The sequence below is a fragment of the Priestia sp. TRM10 genome (assembly GCF_057808375.1).
This window is the reverse complement of sequence record NZ_JBJZOT010000019.1, coordinates 82503-100608: the sequence shown is the minus strand read 5'-3', so window position 1 is coordinate 100608 and position 18106 is coordinate 82503. Positions and strand designations below refer to the sequence as shown.

The window sequence follows — 18106 nt, the reverse complement described above, 5'->3', positions numbered from 1 at the left end:
CTATCCAACAAACAGATTATCCATGGTTAATGTTTTATCCGTGTGTATACTTTTTTGCGGCGTGGGATGCTTTTAAAGATGCAGGAGGAGGAAAAGACGGATATTCTTTTCTTCCCTTTGTGTTCAGTGCCTATTTTGTAACTGTAGGAGCCATTTATTCCTCAACATTGACAATCTTTGGGGTGTTATGGGGTCCTGTTTGGCTACCTATGTTATTTGTGCTTCCCGGCGTAGTAATCGGTTTAGTTGTTCAAGTCCTTTGTAGATCGATCCTTTAATAGAAATCAGAAAAAGGAATACTGTATAATACCCCACCCTTGGAGCAAACGACAAGGAATGCCCTGGGGCATCAGGTAATTACATAAGGTTATAAGGCACCAATAAAGAAAAAACGACCTCTCGATAACAAAAGGGCGTTTTTTCTCTTTTTAAACTGTATAAAGTATTCATTTTTAGTTTACATAAAATATGTTCCAGGAAGTAGCTCTGTGGAACGACAAACAACATTTATTATGATTCCTTTTAGTAGATTAAAGGAAACAAACAAGGCAAGCCAATCTCTACTGGCTTGCCTTTATCTATATCATGAAGTAGTAAAGTTTATCCGCGTCTTCCTCCTCTACCACCTCGTTTTGTTTCCGTACTGCGTTTGAGCGTGGATAAATTTTCTTCACTATCTTTTAAGAAACGCGCCATTTTTTGTTCGAAGTTTTCCTTTGGTTGGAAATTGCTTTTTGAACGAAAGTCTTTGGAACGGTTATCATTACTTCTTGCCTGTCGTGGTAGGCGTTGTGAATAAGAAGAAGGCTGTCTCTCAGGTTTATCTATAGCTTTTTTAATGGATAATCCAATTTTTCCGTCTTTCTCGTTCACAACTTTCACTTCAATTTCTTGACCAACTTTAAGGTGGTCGTTAATGTCTTTTACATAGCTGTCAGCTACCTCACTGATATGTACAAGGCCTGTTTGACCTCCAGATAATTCTACAAATGCTCCAAAATTAGTAATGCCTGTTACTTTACCTCTTACCTTGCTACCTACTTCGATTGACATGAAAAATGTTCCCCCTCAATAATGTTAAAAACACTTCATTATAACAAAGTGTGTGAAATAATATCAACAAGAGCTCCTTTCCTGTTTTTTCTCTATTTGTCTACAATGAGAGTAATACAAATGTAACAATCGCTCACTTAACTGTGCCATAGAGTTAATCCCAACATACATCTTATAAAAAAAGGAGTTTCGCTTCCGTTTATCTAATTTTATTAAGAGACAGATATCTCAAATCTGTGTTATAGTAACCTTTCTACATATGGTCCCAAAATAAAAAGATGAGGTGTTTGATATGAACAAGACTGAATTAGTGAATGCTGTTGCAGCACAATCAGAATTAACAAAGCAGGATGCGGCAAAAGCTGTAGATGCATTATTTAAAACCATTTCTGACACTCTTTCAAAAGAAGAGAAGATTCAATTGATTGGATTTGGAACATTTGAAGTGCGTGAGCGTGCGGCGCGAACAGGACGCAACCCTCAAACCGGCGAAGAAATGCAGATTGCGGCTTCAAAAGTTCCTGCTTTTAAACCAGGAAAAGAATTGAAAGAAGCTGTAAAATAAACAGATTTTCTAGAAAGTAATAAAAGCTCAAACTCATCGAATTACAATGAGTTTGAGCTTTTTCTTGCCCTTTAAGTATACTTTTACGGACTCATTTCGATTAAGCATATTTTCCACTTGGTTTATTTAAACGTAGTTCTCCTTATAATATGTATAATTATCATTGAATGCGCTTACATTACACTTTATAATAGGATTAAGATGATGGAATCGTAAATAGAAATGAAAGTGGGTATATAGGAATGAAGCAAATAGTATCATGGGAGGTGTCCTCCCCGTCATGGACGATGGGGAAGATAGTAGAGTTTTATCGATTATGTCAAATCCTTAAAAGTGACATATATTTGTGTAGTAATGAGATAACATGTGACGTAAGAGACCTGTCTAAGCTCGTTTCCTTTATTTTAACTTCAAAGAACCAGGATATTCTCCTGATTGTGGAAGGGAAGGATGCCTCAGCTGATCAAGAATGTATCCATCGTTGTCTGAATCTACCCCAAAAGCCGATGCCCTGCTTAGCGTAGGACCTATCGGCTTTTTTTATGTTAGGAGACCTTAGCTGAGGTTTAAAAAATTAGAGTCTTATATTTTTTACTACAATCACAAAAGAATTAAAACAAAGTTAAAAGGATTGACTCCTGTAGAATACAGAATTCAATCCTCATTAGCTTCTTAAATACAGGTCTAACTTTTTGGTTTCACTTTAGTGACGGTAGTTTTTTCTGTTTTTACGTTGTATACGGTATGCAAAGTTAGTTCACATAATGTTAATTACCGGCACTAAAAAGGATTTATTAAAATAAATAGATTCAATTTTGGAATGGATAACTTTAATTCATAGCTAAATTAACACCAAATAAACAATGTAAATAAACTATTCAATCAAGGTCATTGAATCCTTCCCATGTTAGGATTCAAATCTTTTAATACAACTACATCCATTCTTTCTGGAGTGGAAACCATGCATCTTATCAAAAAAGAACAGATTGATTTACGGAATCAGTCTGTTCAAAATCAGAAAGAATTTATCCATCAATTTTTGGGGCTTGTAGCTCTTTATACCTCTCTAACATATATAACAAAAAATTGTAGTTTATAATAATATAACTCTCTTTTGTTTAGTAATTAAAGTGTTACTTTAACTTCATTATAATCTTATTTTATTCAAAATTAAGTAACGGACAAGGTTTCATAAGAGTAACAAACAAAATCAGCAGCTTTATAGGTTAATTTAAAAATATTCAGAAAATTCATTTTACAATAGATCATCTGTATGGTAATATCAATTAAAAATGAAGTGTAACTTCAATTTAGATTCATTTTATTAATTTTCACTTTAAAATAGTTGAAGAGATATTATTTAGGTTTTTGGGGCTAAAATCCAATGTTCTTGAACTTCCAATCCAAATAACTATTTTAAGAACCAAAACTCATTACTCAAACAAAATAATGTCAACTTAACAAGTTATCATGTTTGATTCATTCTTAGTGCACATAAAATGATTACTTTTCTTGTTCAAGTTTGCTTGGCGTACAAAATTTCCGATTTTGTTAGAGTGTCCCTTATAAAGGGAAAGGGGGAAGACTTTGAAAATTGAATCGAATACTAATCAATTACAATATCCGTTAGAAACGAAGAAAAAATTCCGTTGGACGATTGTTTGTTGGCTCTTAATAGGAGGAATAATTAACTATCTTGATCGCACTAATTTATCAATTGCGACCCCAGAAATTATGAAAGATTTAGGTTTCTCGAATACAGATATTGGTCTGTTGGGAGCAATTTTTTCCTGGGTCTATGCGTCCATGCAACTTCCCGCGGGGTGGCTTATTGATAAATATGGAGCAAAAAGAGTGTATTTTATTGCGATTATGTTATGGAGTGTTGCTACAGCTTTAACAGGACTGGCGAATACATTAGTTATGTTTATTATTGCTAGGATCTTCCTTGGAATTGGAGAGGCTCCAACTTGGCCGACAGGAGCAAAAATTACTTCCGAATGGTTTCCAAAAAAAGAAAGAGGTTTTGCTACGGGATTTTGGGATTCCGCCTCTAAATGGGGACCAGCAATTTCTCCACCGATTCTTATTTTCTTAATGGTTACCTTTGGATGGCGTGGTTTATTTTTCGTGACCGGTTTAATTGGTATAATCTTCGGGGTGATTTTTCTTATCTTTTATCGTAGTCCGGAGAAGAGCCGCAAACTTACTAAGGAGGAACTAAATTACATTTTATCTGATTGCGAAGGAGAAAATGAAAAAGAGAAAACTTCAAAAATTAAATGGGGTACCCTCTTTACATATCGGACAATGTGGGGGTTAATATTAGGTTACTTTTGTACAATTTGGATTTGGAATATTTTCCTGGTCTTCCTAACTCTCTATTTAATAGAGACCTATCATATATCTTTAACGGAGCTAGGTATATACGCAAGTATTCCGTATTTAGGTGGTGTTTTTGGCAACATATTTGGCGGATATTTAACAAAGAAAATGGTGGACCATGGTATGTCCTCTCCAATGAATTCAAAGCGGATCGTAATTTCAATAAGTGCTATCTTGACAGCTGTTGTTGTTGTGATTCTTCCATTTGTTCATAGTATCATTTTCACCGTTGCCTTAATGACTCTTGCCATCTGTTTTATCTCCTCTATTACAGGCGGGTCTTGGGCGCTTGCTGGGGATGTTTCACCTACTTCTGTCGTGGCATCTACTAGTGCAATTATGAGTTTTGGTGGTTACTTTGGCGGAGCATTCTCCCCGATTGTGGCAGGTGTGATTGTGGACACTACCGGTTCTTACACGTTAGCATTTATTTCGGGTGGAATTATCGCCGGATGTGCGGCTCTTTGTTTTTTGGGTATTGTTAAAAAGCCTATTGAGGTGAGAACAGACTTCAAATGACTATAATTGGAGGATCCTATAAAGAATTTGAGTTTGTAGACCGATAAATTTTAATGAGCATAAGAGTCCAATCGTTACAGCAACAAAAAGGGGTAGGTATACCAAAAGTACTCGGCTCTTTTTGTGATGATAAGGTACCACAATTTGCTTTTGTTGCATTATTATAGAAGTCGGGACTATTCAAGTGAATAAAGGTAAATCCATTTTTTAAAAATTTATAAAAATTGAAGTTCACATAAGATACATTACCGGAAGTATTAAGAAAAGCACAGATACGTTCTGTGCTTTAATTCTTTTATTATAATAATGTGTTCAGATATCTTAAAATATCGCTCTTTTTAAGTAAATCCGTATGTCCCAACAAGCAGTGTGTAAAATCAATTGATTCTAATGTTTTGATCAAGCTATTTAATTTATCCTTGTCAAGATAATGGTTGTTGTAAAAATCCTCACTTGTGGAATGTCCTATAAAAAGGATTTTCTCTTCAGGGACATATATTAACATGGAATCATCAGAATGAGGTGCTTCAACATGAAATATATGGGCTGTAACATCACCTAGGTTAAATACCAATTCTTTATCAACAATAATATCTGCTGTAACAATTTTGATTTCTTTTAAATCTTTGTACTCGTTCCTAAATTCTTCGTTTTTAAACTCAATTTCTTTTCCTTGTTCAACACGTGCCTTCATAGCTTGCTCTGACCATTCCTGATTTTTCAACTCATGAAGTTTCTCATTGGTTTTTTCATGTGCAATCGTAACACCATTTACTGCATGCATTCCAAAAGTGTGATCCCAATGCCAGTGAGTAATTGCAACGAAATCTGGGTTCTTCAAGTTATTTTTTAGTAATCCGTTATTAAATTCTTCTACATGTTTATCTGAAGTACCAGCATCAATCATCATGTTGTATTTATTCCCTTTAATATAGCCCAGCAAAGGTCGATCAAATTCAGGGTTATGGGGAAGATAGTATATCTTATCTGTAAGTTTTTTTAATATCCATAAATAATCCCACCTTTTAGGTAAAAGAAAGTTAAATTTTTTAGTAGTCCCTGAGTAGCATACGCTTCACATTCCCAAGATTTAAAAAAACTATCTAAACTTTGAAACATAAAAACCCTCTTTTGTTTATCCTTTTAATTCCATTTTAACAATAGTTTTATTATAAAACACTATGTAGAAGACATTCATTCCTAGTTACCATAATAGATCTTATCAGAAGTAAAAAAACGCAAACCCGTTGTTATTGAACGGACTTGCGCTTTTTCTTTTTTACTATTTTTCTCGAATAACTAACAAAACACCAACTAAAATTAGGAACGAACCAATCCAAAACGTTCCACCAATGCTTTCTCCTAAGAGGAGCCATCCAAGGAATGTCCCAACTAAAGGTTGGAAAAAGAAAAATAACCCTCCACTTGAAGCATCTAATAATTGCAATCCACGATTCCAAAGGATAAAGGCACAAGCCGTTGAAACAATTCCTAAATATAAAAGCCCACCCCAAATCGTTGGATGAGTTAATTGAGAAGTTGAAATCCCACTTAATCCTTTCAAAACAAAAGGTGTTAGAAGGACAAAAGCCACTAAAGTGGAATATGTTGTTACCACTATTGGCGAATAGTTACTTGGAACATGCTTGATAAGAACTGACATAAGAGCCCATGTTAAGGCTGCCACTAAAAGTGAAATTCCGCCAAGTTGGCTAGACATATCAATATTACCGTTCCCTACAATGAGAAATACTCCGACTGTAGCTAAGCAAACTGATATTCCTTTTTTTATATTTAACCGTTCTTTAAGAATAAGCCGAGCAAAAATCACCATAAAGGCTGGTGTAGAAGACGTAATGATAGCTCCCATTTGAGCCGAAGATAACATGGTACCATATTCTTGCGTAACAATCGAAACGGCATTACCAACGATTCCAATAACAACAATCAACCCAAAATGTCGTCTATGAACCTTCCAAGATTGTCTTTTTATGAGACCAATGACAAAAAGAGCAAAAATCGCTATTAAATATCTCATCCACACTAATTCTAATGGTGGAATGACGTCTACAACCACTTTCACTACAACATACATGCCACCCCAAATGCTGGCAGCTAAAGCTAAATATATCGAACCTAATAAGGTGTTTTTCATTTTTTTGTACCCTCCGTTTTTAAAAATTAGGTCAACGAATGCCCTAACGGAGAGAAGTAGTCACTTTACTCCATTAAGGACGGAGAAGTGCTACTGGTACATCATTTTCAAATAATGGAGCTAAAAACATTTCGCTTCACCTCAATTTCAATCTAATAGAGCTATTATACAAAGGTTTTGTTTAATCGTAAATCTCTCTAAAGTAAAAATACACTGTTTATGTGTTATCCTAAGACACTTTATTTTGTAAAATCAATCCCATATTTCTTCATTTTTTTATAAAGAGTAGCTCGAGACATTCCTAATTCTTTTGCGGTAATACTTTTATTTCTATATGTTTTCTCCAAAGTTTGAATAATGCGTTCTCTTTCTAAGCTTTCTTTTTCCTCAGTAAGTGAAGGAGTAATAGGATTAAAGGCTTTTGAGATTGCTATTTCGTTTGGTAGTAGCTGGTTAATGTCTCGTTCAAAAATTTCATTACCTTCTTGAAGAACAACCATTCTCTCAATTAAGTTACGTAGTTCTCTTATATTACCTGGCCAGTGATATTCACACAATCGATTAAAGGCCTCTTGATGAATAGTTGGGATTGATTTGTTGTATATAGAAGAGAATTCTTTCAAGAAATCATAAACCAAAATAGGAATATCCTCCATACGTTCTCGGAGAGGGGGAACTCGAGTAGAGATTACGTTTAGACGATAAAATAAATCAGATCTAAATGTTCCCTCTACCACCATATTTTCCAAAATACGATTTGTCGCTGCAATAATTCTTACATTAACTTTTACAGGGGTTTGTCCCCCTATTCGGTAAATTTCTTTTTCTTGTAAGGCCCTCAATATTTTAACTTGCATATCGAGTGGAAGTTCCCCCACTTCATCTAAAAATAAGGTCCCTCCTTCAGCTAGTTCCATTTTTCCGGGTTTTCCTTTAGTCGAAGCCCCAGTATAGGCTCCTGCTTCATATCCAAATAGTTCACTTTCAAACAAGGATTCAGGAATAGCCCCACAATTAATGGGAATAAAGGCTTTCTTGCTTCGCGAGCTTTCATTGTGGATTGCTTGTGCAAATAGTTCTTTTCCGGCTCCACTTTCACCCGTAATCAGTACCGTTGCATCTGACTTTGCTGCCTTTTTCGCATCATTTATAACAAGATGAAGGGATTTACTTGTTCCCTTTATTTTATTAAATGGATCATTAAAATCATTACCAGAGATTTTTTGTTTTAATTGCTGCAACTCCTGTGATTTGGCTGATAACTTCTCAGTTAGTCTAATCGTAGTGGTAATATCTTTTTCCACTGACATTGAACCAATAAGCTGATTATGTTCATCAAAAATAGGGATGGTGCTAATGAGCACATGATGATTGGGAAGAGGTTGATGATGAACTTCGCGGACAGCTTTTTGCGACTTAAGTACCTTCAAGTTCATGACATCTTCTTCCCTAAAAAAATCTGTTACATGTCTGCCAATAATCTCTTCTTTTTTTATATGAAAAGTATCCTCGGCAATTTCGTTCCAGTAAACCATTTCTCCTTTTGTGTTCACAATAGAAATGGATTCTTCTAAATTTGACAACAATGTATTCAAAGTATGTACAGCAAAAGAATCTGGAATTTTCATAAGTTCACCTCTTAAATTTTGTAAAACATAAATGTTTAATATATATACACTGTGTATACGTTTTTGTTAATAAACAATACATTAATTATAAAATACTGTAAATATTTTTAATGAAATATTAATAGTATCAGATTTTAAAAATTTGGCATAAAACTTGCATGATTAAAAGTGAAACATTTAGTCAGCTTAGAATCTGAGAAAGAGGTGCAATCATGGGAAAGGAACCCCTATTTTTTCTTTGAAATTTATATTTAATTTTAGGAAGTAAAATAAAATTTGGAGGAATAAGTATGAAATTTAATAAACTATTTACTACGATTGACGTTCATGTAGCAGGAGAACCGTTACGTATTATTACGGGAGGCCTGCCTGAGATTAAAGGGGAAACACAACTAGAAAGACGTGCATACTGCATAGAACATCTAGATCATGTACGGGAAGTATTAATGTATGAACCACGTGGCCATCATGGCATGTATGGTTGTATTATCACCCCACCAGCAAGTCCTGAAGCCGACCTTGGAGTATTGTTTATGCATAATGAAGGTTGGAGCACAATGTGTGGACATGGAGTGATTGCGGTAGTAACAATGGCAATTGAGACAGGAATGGTAGAGATTAAAGGGGAAGAGCAAAAATTCATCATCGATTGTCCGTGTGGTCCAGTTACGGCTTATGCAAAATGTAATGGAGATGAAGTAGAGGTTGTTTCTTTTGAAAACGTTCCTTCTTTCGTTTATAAAAAAGACGTTCCAGTCAAAATTGATGGTTATGAGTTTCTTGTAGATATTTCTTATGGTGGAGCTTTTTATGCCGTTGTAAATAGTAAGGAAATGAGTTTAAAAGTGAATAATGAAGATTTATGGAATCTACAACTATGGGGAGATAAAATCAAGCATTACATTGAAAGCCAAATGGAAGTTACCCACCCTTATGAAGATATAGCCGGGATTTATGGTGTGATTTTCTCTGATGAACCAAAGAATAGCGATGCAGATTTACGAAACGTAACCATCTTTGCGGATAAACAGATAGATCGTTCACCTTGTGGTTCGGGTACTGCAGCAAGAGTTGCTACCCTTTATGAACATGGCGTACTCCAAGAAGGAGAAAGTTTCGCGCATGAATGTATAACGGATGAGTATTTTATAGGAGAAGTACATGCCCTTGCAAATGTAGAAGGTTATAATGCCATCATTCCCAAAGTAACGGGCAAAGCGTATATAACAGGATTTCATCAATTTGTGATCAATCCAAAAGATCCACTTAATAGGGGATTTCTGCTTAATTAAATTTCTAAGAAGTATACAGGGGGGGATGGTATGAACGGGAAATTCAAAAGAGAAATATCATTACTAGATCTATTCTTAATAGGTTTAGGGGCCATTTTTGGATCAGCATGGCTCTTTGCTGTAAGTAACGTTGCTTCTATGGCGGGACCAGCCGGATGGATTTCCTGGCTTATCGCTGGTTTGATCATCTTGGTCCTTGGATTTGTATACGCAGAGCTCGGTTCCTCTTTGCCAAGAGCTGGAGGTATTATACGTTATCCTGTATATTCTCATGGACCTTTAGTGGGGTATATGATTTCTTTTATCACCATCATTGCCTATACAAGTCTTATTGCACTTGAGGTTGTGGCGGTTCGTCAATATGCAACATTTTGGTGGCCTTCATTAACAATTGAAGGATCTGATTCTCCTACTCTCCTTGGCTGGTTTGTACAGTTTCTATTACTGGCTGCTTTCTTCTTTCTTAATTATGGGGGCGTAAAAGCATTTGTTAAATTTAATACATCCATATCGTTTATTAAATATATTGTTCCTATACTAATTATTGTAGTTCTGTTTATGCATTTTAATGAGGCGAATTTCACTATTCATGGATTTGCGCCATTTGGTGCATCTGGAATTCAGTCAGCTATATCAGCTGGTGGTGTTATTTTTGCCTATCTAGGCTTACACCCCATTGTTGCAGCTGCTAGTGAAGTGAAAAACCCTAAAAAAACGGTGCCAATTGCATTAATTCTAACAATTATTGTATCAACCGTAATATATATACTTTTGCAAGTATCTTTTATAGGTAGTATCCCTACTAATATGCTGACAAATGGATGGGAGGGTATCTATGAGGATTTTAATTTACCTTTCAAAGATATAGCCATCATCCTTGGCTTGGTTTGGTTAGCTAATTTAGTAGCATTAGATGCTATTATTTCCCCTGGTGGAAATGGAAACATTTATATGTCTACAACTTCTCGGTTAATGTATGCGTGGGCAAAAAATGGAACGTTTTTTAAAAAGTTTGCTTCTATTAATCATAAAACTGGAGTACCCCAAGCATCACTGTTTCTAACCTTTTTAATGTCCGTTTTTTGGACATTACCGTTTCCTTCTTGGAATACTTTGGTCAACGTATGTTCAGTGGCTCTTATTCTTTCTTATGCCATTGCACCCGTTTCGGCTGCAGCTTTAAGAAAGAATGCCAAACATGTTGAACGACCTTATCGGGTGAGAGGAATGAAGGTAGTAGCTCCATTAGCCTTCATTTTTGCTGCCTTTATTGTATACTGGGCTGGATGGAAAACTGTGTCATGGATTTTAGGTGTTCAATTTTTAATGTTTCTTTTCTATTGGGCATCTAAAAAGAAAGTTCCTGTGCAAGATGTTAGCTTTAAACAACAAGTAAAGTCTGTTTGGTGGATGTTAGCTTTCTATCTAGGAATGATGATTGTTTCTTATTTAGGGTCATTTGGAGGAAGTGGTCTTCTAAAATATCCTTTTGATCTGGTTAGTGTAGCAGCTGTTGCTCTTTTATCTTTCATTTGGAGTCAGTACACTGCCCTGCCTCAAGCAATCATTGATTATGATGAAGTAGAGGAAGAAGTGGATAGTAATCCAATTAGTAAAATAGCAGATAAAAAAATAGGAAGTTAAAGGGATATGTTTATTAAATATTTATCATCCTAACCTGTTTTCACCTAGATAAGAGGTTATATGTATGAATCGTTCCATACTCTCCTTTTTATAGCTGATGTATAAAAAGCTTCCTGTCATTCAACGGAATATTTAATAGACCAAAATCTTAATAAACAAAATAGAAATGGAGATGAGGAATCATGTTAATCATAAACTCAGATGAACAAAGAAAGTTAGTAGATATGGGTGAAATTATAGAATATGTTACCGTTGCTCTAAAGGAATTCTCAGCAGGGAGAACGGTTACACCCATTCGTGCATCCCTTCCCTTTAATGATAAACAAAATACAGCTTTAATTATGCCATCTATAGCTGAAGGTCTTAATAGCGTTGGCTTAAAGGTAATAAATGTTGCTCCAAATAACTACAAGCTAGGTAAAAAAACAATTAATGGAATCGTAATGCTTTCTGACTTCGAATCTGGCGAACCACTCGCCCTTTTAGAAGGCTCTTACTTAACAATGATTAGAACAGGTGCTTTATCAGGTGTTGCAACACATTACTTAGCTCGCAAAAACTCAAAGAAATTATGTATTATCGGCACTGGAGAGCAAGCAAAAGGTTTAGTTGAAGCAATATTAGCGATTCGAGACATAGAAGAGATTCTTCTTTATAACCGAACTGAACAAAAGGCACACGAATTTGCTGAATATGTGAAGACCACATTTGGTAAATCTGTAAAAGTATATACGGATTCTAATAAAGCAGTCCGTGAAGCAGATATTATTGTCACAACAACAAATTCTTCCATACCCGTATTTTCAGAAACGTTAAAACCTGGAGTTCATGTAAATGCTGTAGGTTCATTTAGGCCTACCATGCAGGAGTTACCATCTCACGCTATATCTTCAGCACATAAAGTGGTAGTAGAGTCCAGGGAAGCTGCATTAGAAGAGACTGGTGATTTAAGAATTCCAATAGAGGAAGGGATTTTTAATCCAAATGAGATTTATGGAGAGTTGGGAGAAATTGTGGCGGGAGAACGTAAGAAAAGGGATGAAGACGAAGAAATTACGGTATTTAAATCGGTTGGACTAGCCGTTGTAGATATTATAGTAGCTAAATATTTTTATAAAAAGGCAATTGAAAATAAAGTAGGAACTACTATTCAATTATAAAATATAGCCGCAATATATATAGAAATCAAACCATTAACGTATTCCTCCGTATATAAACACCCTTTGCTAACTGAGCAAAGGGTGTTTATTAAAAGGAATTTAGCATTAAATTAGTTTACATAACACGAATTATAGGACTAGAATTTTGCATTTAGTGGAGTATGCTCTGCAAAACAGAAGATAATTGTAAAATTTGAGCCTATATTTGTGTGTTTTGATTGCAATAACTACTATAGGTTTGTGGGGGTATTCCTCACGTTTGCCACAAATACCCTTGTCGAGAACTTATTTTCCTTTCACCTAAAAGAATCTTTTTTTCTCATGTTTTTACACCTTTCTTTCAAATGGAAAACGCCCCCACACCTACCACAACCGCCCTTGTCGTACCTTTAACAAAGGGTTTCTTTTTATTAAAGAAAACTCAATAATAATTAATTACCATAATGTTAGTTATCGGTATTATAAAAAGCCTTATTTATAAGAAGGCTTTCTCGTATCATTTTTCAATTTTACAAATCCATTTATAGTAGAATAAAACGATAACAAGTAAAAAAGGATTGACCAAAAATGAATACCATAAATTCCACCATCCGTGATGAAAATAGCCCCATGGTTCAGGGAATAATGTGACCGCCTCATAAAGAGTTATAGCGATGACCCAACAAAAAATATACACCATTCGTTTAGTAAAAGAACGTCCAAATGGATATTCATTTAAAAAAATCATATTGACAGGTGGAATTAATATCGTTAATGTTGGAAAATCTCTCCACTCCGTAGTCTTATTAAAGTACCAATAACCCTGATACTTTCCGTCAATATAAAGATCAACTAGTACTTGCAACGCGATAGTAAACGTCCAAATATGTACGATTTGATTGATAGTAAGGCGGTTATTAATGGTAAAGGCAGTAACATTAAAAATAATGATTGCTAGTATCAGACCTATCATTGAAAAGAATCCTTTTTTAAAAACAGTTTTCCCAATAAATTCTTCAATTATCCTTTTCCATTTCCCCTTAGTGTAACAAGAAAAGTTCACATAATGTTGATTATCGGAATGGAAAAATCCCTCCACTAAAACAAAGTGGGGGGATTTTGTGCTAACGATGAAGGTGTTTAACTTTGAGTGCTTAATTAAGTTCTGTCTTCTTGCAATTTACTTTTATTAAAAACAATAGCTACATAATCAGAACTTACAACAGGTTCTCTACCTTCAGCATAAATTAGAGCACCTTTTTGGATTTCTTGATCTATAAATGGAATACTATAGGGTTTACTCTTATTTATATCAATATTATTAGCGCACAAAATAAGCTTATCAATCAAATCTTTTGGAAAAGTATTTTGAAAATGAGAAGAAACAATCTTATCAAAACTCAAATCTTTTAGTTTTCTAAGACTACTTACAAGAGTTTTTATCGATGTACTTTCCGGAAAAAACATCCAAACCATAGGCATTACAATATCTGCGGATAATAAAGTTCCTGTTTTCTTATCTAAAAGTGAAATACAACCTTGCGAATGACCAGGAGTATGTAGTACTTGCAACTCTCTTTGTCCTAGGTCAAAAATTTGCCCGTCCTTAATCGGTGACAATGGCACTGTTTCCCTTTCCATAAATTTATCAACTGAAAAGTTAGGAGGAACAGATTGTTCTTTAAAAGATGTTATAATCTGCTTTCTAATTTGTTGTGATGAATGCTGTTGAGCAAGAGAGAGGTCATCACTGTGAATATAAGCCTCATCAAACTGCCAGTTTCCTCCTATATGATCTATATGTCCATGACTATTTACAACTATAATGGGTAAATCAGTTATGGTTCTTATAGTCGCTTTCAAATCACCAATCCCATAACATGTATCAAAAAGCAATGCTTTTTCTTTACCTAAGATTAGAGTACAGCCAACCTGTGCTGGATCAAATATATGAAAGATTCCATTATCTATTTTATTTACTATAAAATATTCTTTAGACATATTTACCTCCTGTTATTTAACAATCTTAATAAACTTTTCTTCATTAAGATATTCCATATAAGTAATCGTAAACCTTCTTAAGGCAACTTCTATAGATTGATTCATTCTTGTTAAAATAGAAGAATGAATCAACTTTAAAAAGGATTTAAAGATGTATACTCTATGCATTTTTAGTTAACATAAAACATGTTATCAGCAGTAAAAAACATAAAACCATTGAATGATAAAAAAAGCAGCCTATTCACGCCTAGGCTGCTTTTTTATTCATTATTTACCTGTTTCAGCGAAATGCTGGATACGTTCTGCAATTTCATCACGTACGCGTTGGAAGAAGGCCCATTTCTCTTCATCTGTTCCTTCTGCTTTTGCTGGATCATCGAATCCCCAGTGTTCACGTTTTACGTGAGGAGGTGTCATTGGACATTTATCAGCTGCATCTCCACATAGAGTCACCACTAAATCTGCATTATTTAGAATTTCAGGATCGATAATATTAGAGGTTTGGTTTGAAATATTAACACCTGCCTCTTTCATCGCTTTAACTGCATTCGGGTTAAGACCATGTGCTTCAATACCTGCACTATATACGTTCCATTCATTAGAATCTAAATATTTTTTTGCCCAACCTTCTGCCATTTGACTACGGCAAGAGTTCCCTGTACATAAGAAATAAAGTGTTTTTTTAGACATGTGTTAAATCTCCTTTTGATGTGTTATGAAATAATAAGTAACCAAATATATAAACCAACCAGTGTAATAAACAGGGTTGGAATGGTTAAGATAATACCAGTTTTAAAGTAGGTTCCCCACGAAATCTTGACTCCTTTGGTAGATAAAACATGAAGCCATAAAAGTGTTGCGAGAGAACCAATTGGCGTAATTTTTGGGCCTAAGTCTGAACCGATTACATTCGCGTAAATTAAGGCTTCTTTAATAGTTCCTGTTGCAGAAGTAGCATCAATGGCTAAGGCATCAATCATGACCGTTGGCATGTTATTCATAATGGATGAAAGGATAGCTGCAATGAATCCCATACCCATCGTGGCTGCAAACAATCCATGATCGGCCGTTGCCTGAATGACATTAGCTAATACTTCCGTTAGACCCACATTTCGCAATCCATAGACAACCACATACATACCAATGGAGAAGAAAACAATGGCCCATGGAGCTCCTTGTAATACCTTTTTCGTTTGAACAGCTGAACTTTTTCTAGCCATTAGTAAGAATAAGATGGCAATGATTCCAGCGATAATAGAGACTGGTATGTTAAAGAATTCTCCAATGAAGTAGCCTAGTACTAAAACTGCAAGAACAATTCCAGATAATCGGAACATCTTCTCATCTTTAATGGCATTACGCGGCACTTGCAAATCAGCTACGTTATATGTCTTTGGTATATTTCTACGGAAGTAGATGTACAACACGATGATGCTAGCGAAAAGAGCAAATAAATCCGGTACAATCATGCGTGAAGCAAACTCAGAGAAACTAATCCCGAAGAAGTCAGCTGATACAATATTTACTAAGTTACTGACAACTAGAGGTAACGATGTGGTATCCGCAATAAAACCACTTGCCATAATAAAAGGAAAGACCATATGATCTTCAAATTTTAATGCTCGTACCATAGCTAATACAATTGGTGTTAGAATTAATGCGGCTCCATCATTCGCAAATAATGCAGCCACGACGGCTCCAAGAAGAGAAACATAAACAAACATTCGAACACCATTTCCACGAGCAGCTCTCGCCATATGTAAGGCCGCCCATTCAAAGAAACCTATTTCATCTAAAATTAAAGAAATAATAATAACAGCAATAAACGTTAAAGTAGCATTCCATACGATTCCTGTTACATCTATAACATCTTGAAAATCAACTACACCTACAAGTAAAGCTAAAACAGCTCCTCCACAGGCTGACCATCCAATAGATAAGTTTTTAGGTTGCCAAATGACTAAAATTAAGGTGAAGAGGAAAATCAATGATGCAAGGACAATAGATAGCAATGTTTATACCTCCTATTCACAACAATTAATGCGCAACCCTTGATTTTCTAAATCCGTTAACTTTTGATCTTGACTAGGTAATCTATCAAGTATCACAGAAACAAATTCATAATATTCACTTTCCTTGTTAATCGAGTAAAAGATCCATTGACCTTTTCTTCTTTCCTTTACAACCCCAGAATCTCGGAGTTTTCGTAAATGCTGACTAATGGCTGGCTGACTCGCTCCATAAATTTCGACTAATTCACATACACAACATTCATGGTGCTGCAATAACCTCATCATAGACAATCTTCTCTTTTCTGATAATAACTTTAGGATTTGAGCAGCATTCTCCATATCGATAGTAGTTTTTACGCCCATAACATACACCCCTTTCTTATAACAAAATCATTATATAATTATGTGTTTATATATTCAAGCTAAAATCTTCTCTTTTTTTATTTCATCAAATTTTCTTGATTTAATGTTTGCTTTTTGGTAAATTTTCAGATATTGTTAATTCATCAAGAAAATTTGATTAAGAGGAAGTGAGGTCTATAAGATGATCGTTAATAACTCTGGAAACTTATCCGTAGCGTACTTTCAATCTTATTTTCAACTCATTATGAATACGCGACAAATGAAGAAAGAAGAAGCTAAACATTTCATCTTTCATCGTTTCTTTAATCAAAACCCTATGTCTAGAGGTCCGATTACCTACAGAAACTTTGAAAAAGCCTATCAAAGTTTTAATTATTAAATCAAAAAAAGTTGATAAAGAGGGATAACATTGGAGACAGTAAAAGATATGAAAAAAACCCTTGAACAGTATGAGAAAAAATTTAAAGCACTTGCCGATCAAAAGAGACTGGAGATTATTTATGAGCTTTGCCAAAGAGGCCAGACCTGTGTATGTGATTTAACGGAACATTTTGAGATGGCACAATCCAAGCTCTCTTATCATTTGAAAATCTTATTAGATGCCAACCTTATCACAAAAGAAACGAAGGGAACATGGAGTTATTATGATTTAAATGATAAAGAAGTCAATCATGTATTATCCGAAGAGCTTTGCTGCCTATTTCGAAAAGAAAATACAGATAGTTGTTCATGTTCTTAATTTTTCAATCAATAAATCAAAAAAAGTTGATTAAATAGGAGGAATAAAAATGAACTATGTTCATGTAGGGATTAATGTTACTCATTTAGAATCGTCCATTGAGTTTTATCAAAAAGTTTTTGGAGTAGGGCCTGTGAAGGTAAAAGATAACTATGCTAAATTCTTATTGGATGAACCAGGATTAAATTTCACCTTAAATGTGCGTGACAAAGTTGAAGGGAATCAAGTCAATCATTTTGGTTTTCAAGTAGAAACACAGGAGGAAATTACAGCACATAAAACACGATTAGAGAAAGAAGGCTTCTTTGCGCGAGAAGAAATGGATACAACGTGCTGTTATGCTGTTCAAGATAAATTTTGGGTAACAGATCCTGACGGTAACGAATGGGAGTTCTTTTATACTAAATCAGACAGTGAAGTACACAAAGTTGAAGATTCTGCAGAATCTAATAAAGCTGAGCCTTCTAACAACTCATGCTGTTAATATATTTTTACTAAAAGAGGATAACATCTTAGAAAACAGAGCTTCCTCGGTTTGGGAGCTCTGTTTTGCTTTATAATATGTAATTTTCTAGTTAACATAACTTATATTCTAGGAAGTAATAAAAGCT

At 34.8% G+C, this 18106-nt stretch carries 17 protein-coding genes and 3 pseudogenes; 11 read left to right on the top strand and 9 right to left on the bottom strand.

The features are described from left to right. Positions 1–278 (top strand): annotated as a pseudogene (locus tag ACK3CR_RS26560) (hypothetical protein); the annotation flags it as partial. A gap of 322 nt (positions 279–600) precedes the next feature. On the opposite strand, the gene ACK3CR_RS26555 reads toward ACK3CR_RS26560, so the two are convergent. Next, the gene (locus ACK3CR_RS26555; RefSeq protein ID WP_019390974.1) at positions 601–1053 is read right to left on the bottom strand and encodes a S1 domain-containing RNA-binding protein; all 453 of its coding nucleotides are present in this window, start codon (positions 1051–1053) and stop codon (positions 601–603) included. Positions 1054–1345: 292 nt separating this feature from the next. Here ACK3CR_RS26555 and ACK3CR_RS26550 point away from each other — a divergent pair, with 292 nt between their 5' ends. The 4 genes and pseudogenes from ACK3CR_RS26550 (at position 1346) to ACK3CR_RS26535 (ending at position 4522) form a co-directional block, all read left to right on the top strand. Beyond that, positions 1346–1618: an HU family DNA-binding protein gene (locus tag ACK3CR_RS26550; protein WP_040058578.1), complete on the top strand. Its 273-nt coding sequence runs from the start codon at positions 1346–1348 to the stop codon at positions 1616–1618. Between the two features lie 574 nt (positions 1619–2192). Beyond that, positions 2193–2294, top strand: a pseudogene (locus ACK3CR_RS26545) (IS3 family transposase); the annotation flags it as partial. Positions 2295–2513: 219 nt separating this feature from the next. Beyond that, positions 2514–2717, top strand: a pseudogene (locus tag ACK3CR_RS26540) (hypothetical protein); the annotation flags it as partial. Positions 2718–3205: 488 nt separating this feature from the next. After that, positions 3206–4522: an MFS transporter gene (locus tag ACK3CR_RS26535; RefSeq protein WP_488976346.1), complete on the top strand. Its 1317-nt coding sequence runs from the start codon at positions 3206–3208 to the stop codon at positions 4520–4522. A 298-nt stretch (positions 4523–4820) separates the two neighbouring features. Here ACK3CR_RS26535 and ACK3CR_RS26530 read toward each other — a convergent pair whose 3' ends face one another. The 3 genes from ACK3CR_RS26530 to ACK3CR_RS26520 form a co-directional block, all read right to left on the bottom strand. Beyond that, entirely contained in the window at positions 4821–5504 is a 684-nt protein-coding gene (locus tag ACK3CR_RS26530; RefSeq protein ID WP_488976347.1) for an MBL fold metallo-hydrolase, read from the bottom strand. A gap of 300 nt (positions 5505–5804) precedes the next feature. Then, positions 5805–6677, bottom strand: a complete 873-nt coding sequence (locus tag ACK3CR_RS26525; RefSeq protein ID WP_328124033.1) for a DMT family transporter — start codon at positions 6675–6677, stop codon at positions 5805–5807. 239 nt (positions 6678–6916) lie between these two features. Next, positions 6917–8305 carry a sigma-54 interaction domain-containing protein gene (locus ACK3CR_RS26520; RefSeq protein ID WP_328124034.1) on the bottom strand — a complete coding sequence of 463 codons (1389 nt, stop codon included), beginning with the start codon at positions 8303–8305 and terminating at the stop codon, positions 6917–6919. Positions 8306–8595: 290 nt separating this feature from the next. On the opposite strand from ACK3CR_RS26520, the gene ACK3CR_RS26515 reads away from it, so the two are divergent. The 3 genes from ACK3CR_RS26515 to ACK3CR_RS26505 all read left to right on the top strand — a co-directional run bounded on the left by ACK3CR_RS26515 (position 8596) and on the right by ACK3CR_RS26505 (position 12401). Beyond that, positions 8596–9597 (top strand): proline racemase family protein, encoded by a 1002-nt coding sequence (locus ACK3CR_RS26515; protein WP_488976345.1) that lies wholly within the window; start codon positions 8596–8598, stop codon positions 9595–9597. Between the two features lie 30 nt (positions 9598–9627). Then, the gene (locus tag ACK3CR_RS26510) at positions 9628–11241 is read left to right on the top strand and encodes an APC family permease (RefSeq protein ID WP_488976344.1); all 1614 of its coding nucleotides are present in this window, start codon (positions 9628–9630) and stop codon (positions 11239–11241) included. A 182-nt stretch (positions 11242–11423) separates the two neighbouring features. Beyond that, positions 11424–12401, top strand: coding sequence for an ornithine cyclodeaminase family protein (locus ACK3CR_RS26505; protein WP_328124037.1), 978 nt, complete (start codon positions 11424–11426; stop codon positions 12399–12401). A gap of 496 nt (positions 12402–12897) precedes the next feature. Here the strand turns inward: ACK3CR_RS26505 and ACK3CR_RS26500 are convergent, their stop codons facing one another. The 5 genes from ACK3CR_RS26500 to ACK3CR_RS26480 all read right to left on the bottom strand — a co-directional run bounded on the left by ACK3CR_RS26500 (position 12898) and on the right by ACK3CR_RS26480 (position 16756). Beyond that, a complete protein-coding gene (locus tag ACK3CR_RS26500; protein ID WP_430236828.1) occupies positions 12898–13353 on the bottom strand; it encodes a hypothetical protein in 456 nt (151 codons plus the stop codon). A 185-nt stretch (positions 13354–13538) separates the two neighbouring features. After that, the gene (locus ACK3CR_RS26495; RefSeq protein ID WP_328124039.1) at positions 13539–14381 is read right to left on the bottom strand and encodes an MBL fold metallo-hydrolase; all 843 of its coding nucleotides are present in this window, start codon (positions 14379–14381) and stop codon (positions 13539–13541) included. A gap of 267 nt (positions 14382–14648) precedes the next feature. Continuing rightward, a complete protein-coding gene (gene arsC, locus ACK3CR_RS26490; protein WP_488976343.1) occupies positions 14649–15071 on the bottom strand; it encodes an arsenate reductase (thioredoxin) in 423 nt (140 codons plus the stop codon). Positions 15072–15094: 23 nt separating this feature from the next. Continuing rightward, the gene (locus ACK3CR_RS26485; RefSeq protein WP_328125262.1) at positions 15095–16393 is read right to left on the bottom strand and encodes an arsenic transporter; all 1299 of its coding nucleotides are present in this window, start codon (positions 16391–16393) and stop codon (positions 15095–15097) included. Between the two features lie 12 nt (positions 16394–16405). Beyond that, positions 16406–16756 (bottom strand): ArsR/SmtB family transcription factor, encoded by a 351-nt coding sequence (locus tag ACK3CR_RS26480; RefSeq protein WP_328125263.1) that lies wholly within the window; start codon positions 16754–16756, stop codon positions 16406–16408. A 181-nt stretch (positions 16757–16937) separates the two neighbouring features. Here ACK3CR_RS26480 and ACK3CR_RS26475 point away from each other — a divergent pair, with 181 nt between their 5' ends. Genes ACK3CR_RS26475 through ACK3CR_RS26465 form a run of 3 tightly spaced genes read left to right on the top strand, consistent with a single transcriptional unit; the run spans position 16938 to position 17979 of the window. Next, the gene (locus tag ACK3CR_RS26475) at positions 16938–17135 is read left to right on the top strand and encodes a hypothetical protein (RefSeq protein WP_151588322.1); all 198 of its coding nucleotides are present in this window, start codon (positions 16938–16940) and stop codon (positions 17133–17135) included. 48 nt (positions 17136–17183) lie between these two features. Beyond that, positions 17184–17495 carry an ArsR/SmtB family transcription factor gene (locus ACK3CR_RS26470; RefSeq protein WP_328125264.1) on the top strand — a complete coding sequence of 104 codons (312 nt, stop codon included), beginning with the start codon at positions 17184–17186 and terminating at the stop codon, positions 17493–17495. Positions 17496–17544: 49 nt separating this feature from the next. Beyond that, the gene (locus ACK3CR_RS26465) at positions 17545–17979 is read left to right on the top strand and encodes an ArsI/CadI family heavy metal resistance metalloenzyme (protein ID WP_243519615.1); all 435 of its coding nucleotides are present in this window, start codon (positions 17545–17547) and stop codon (positions 17977–17979) included. The last annotated feature ends 127 nt before the right edge of the window (positions 17980–18106 follow it).

Bases quoted from the DNA above. Each gene is read 5' to 3' on its own strand.
- ACK3CR_RS26555 (WP_019390974.1), bottom strand. From the start codon at position 1,053: ATGTCAATCGAAGTAGGTAGCAAGGTAAGAGGTAAAGTAACAGGCATT.
- ACK3CR_RS26550 (WP_040058578.1), top strand. From the start codon at position 1,346: ATGAACAAGACTGAATTAGTGAATGCTGTTGCAGCACAATCAGAATTA.
- ACK3CR_RS26525 (WP_328124033.1), bottom strand. From the start codon at position 6,677: ATGAAAAACACCTTATTAGGTTCGATATATTTAGCTTTAGCTGCCAGC.
- ACK3CR_RS26520 (WP_328124034.1), bottom strand. From the start codon at position 8,305: ATGAAAATTCCAGATTCTTTTGCTGTACATACTTTGAATACATTGTTG.
- ACK3CR_RS26515 (WP_488976345.1), top strand. From the start codon at position 8,596: ATGAAATTTAATAAACTATTTACTACGATTGACGTTCATGTAGCAGGA.
- ACK3CR_RS26510 (WP_488976344.1), top strand. From the start codon at position 9,628: ATGAACGGGAAATTCAAAAGAGAAATATCATTACTAGATCTATTCTTA.
- ACK3CR_RS26505 (WP_328124037.1), top strand. From the start codon at position 11,424: ATGTTAATCATAAACTCAGATGAACAAAGAAAGTTAGTAGATATGGGT.
- ACK3CR_RS26500 (WP_430236828.1), bottom strand. From the start codon at position 13,353: ATGATAGGTCTGATACTAGCAATCATTATTTTTAATGTTACTGCCTTT.
- ACK3CR_RS26495 (WP_328124039.1), bottom strand. From the start codon at position 14,381: ATGTCTAAAGAATATTTTATAGTAAATAAAATAGATAATGGAATCTTT.
- arsC (WP_488976343.1), bottom strand. From the start codon at position 15,071: ATGTCTAAAAAAACACTTTATTTCTTATGTACAGGGAACTCTTGCCGT.
- ACK3CR_RS26480 (WP_328125263.1), bottom strand. From the start codon at position 16,756: ATGGGCGTAAAAACTACTATCGATATGGAGAATGCTGCTCAAATCCTA.
- ACK3CR_RS26475 (WP_151588322.1), top strand. From the start codon at position 16,938: ATGATCGTTAATAACTCTGGAAACTTATCCGTAGCGTACTTTCAATCT.
- ACK3CR_RS26470 (WP_328125264.1), top strand. From the start codon at position 17,184: ATGAAAAAAACCCTTGAACAGTATGAGAAAAAATTTAAAGCACTTGCC.
- ACK3CR_RS26465 (WP_243519615.1), top strand. From the start codon at position 17,545: ATGAACTATGTTCATGTAGGGATTAATGTTACTCATTTAGAATCGTCC.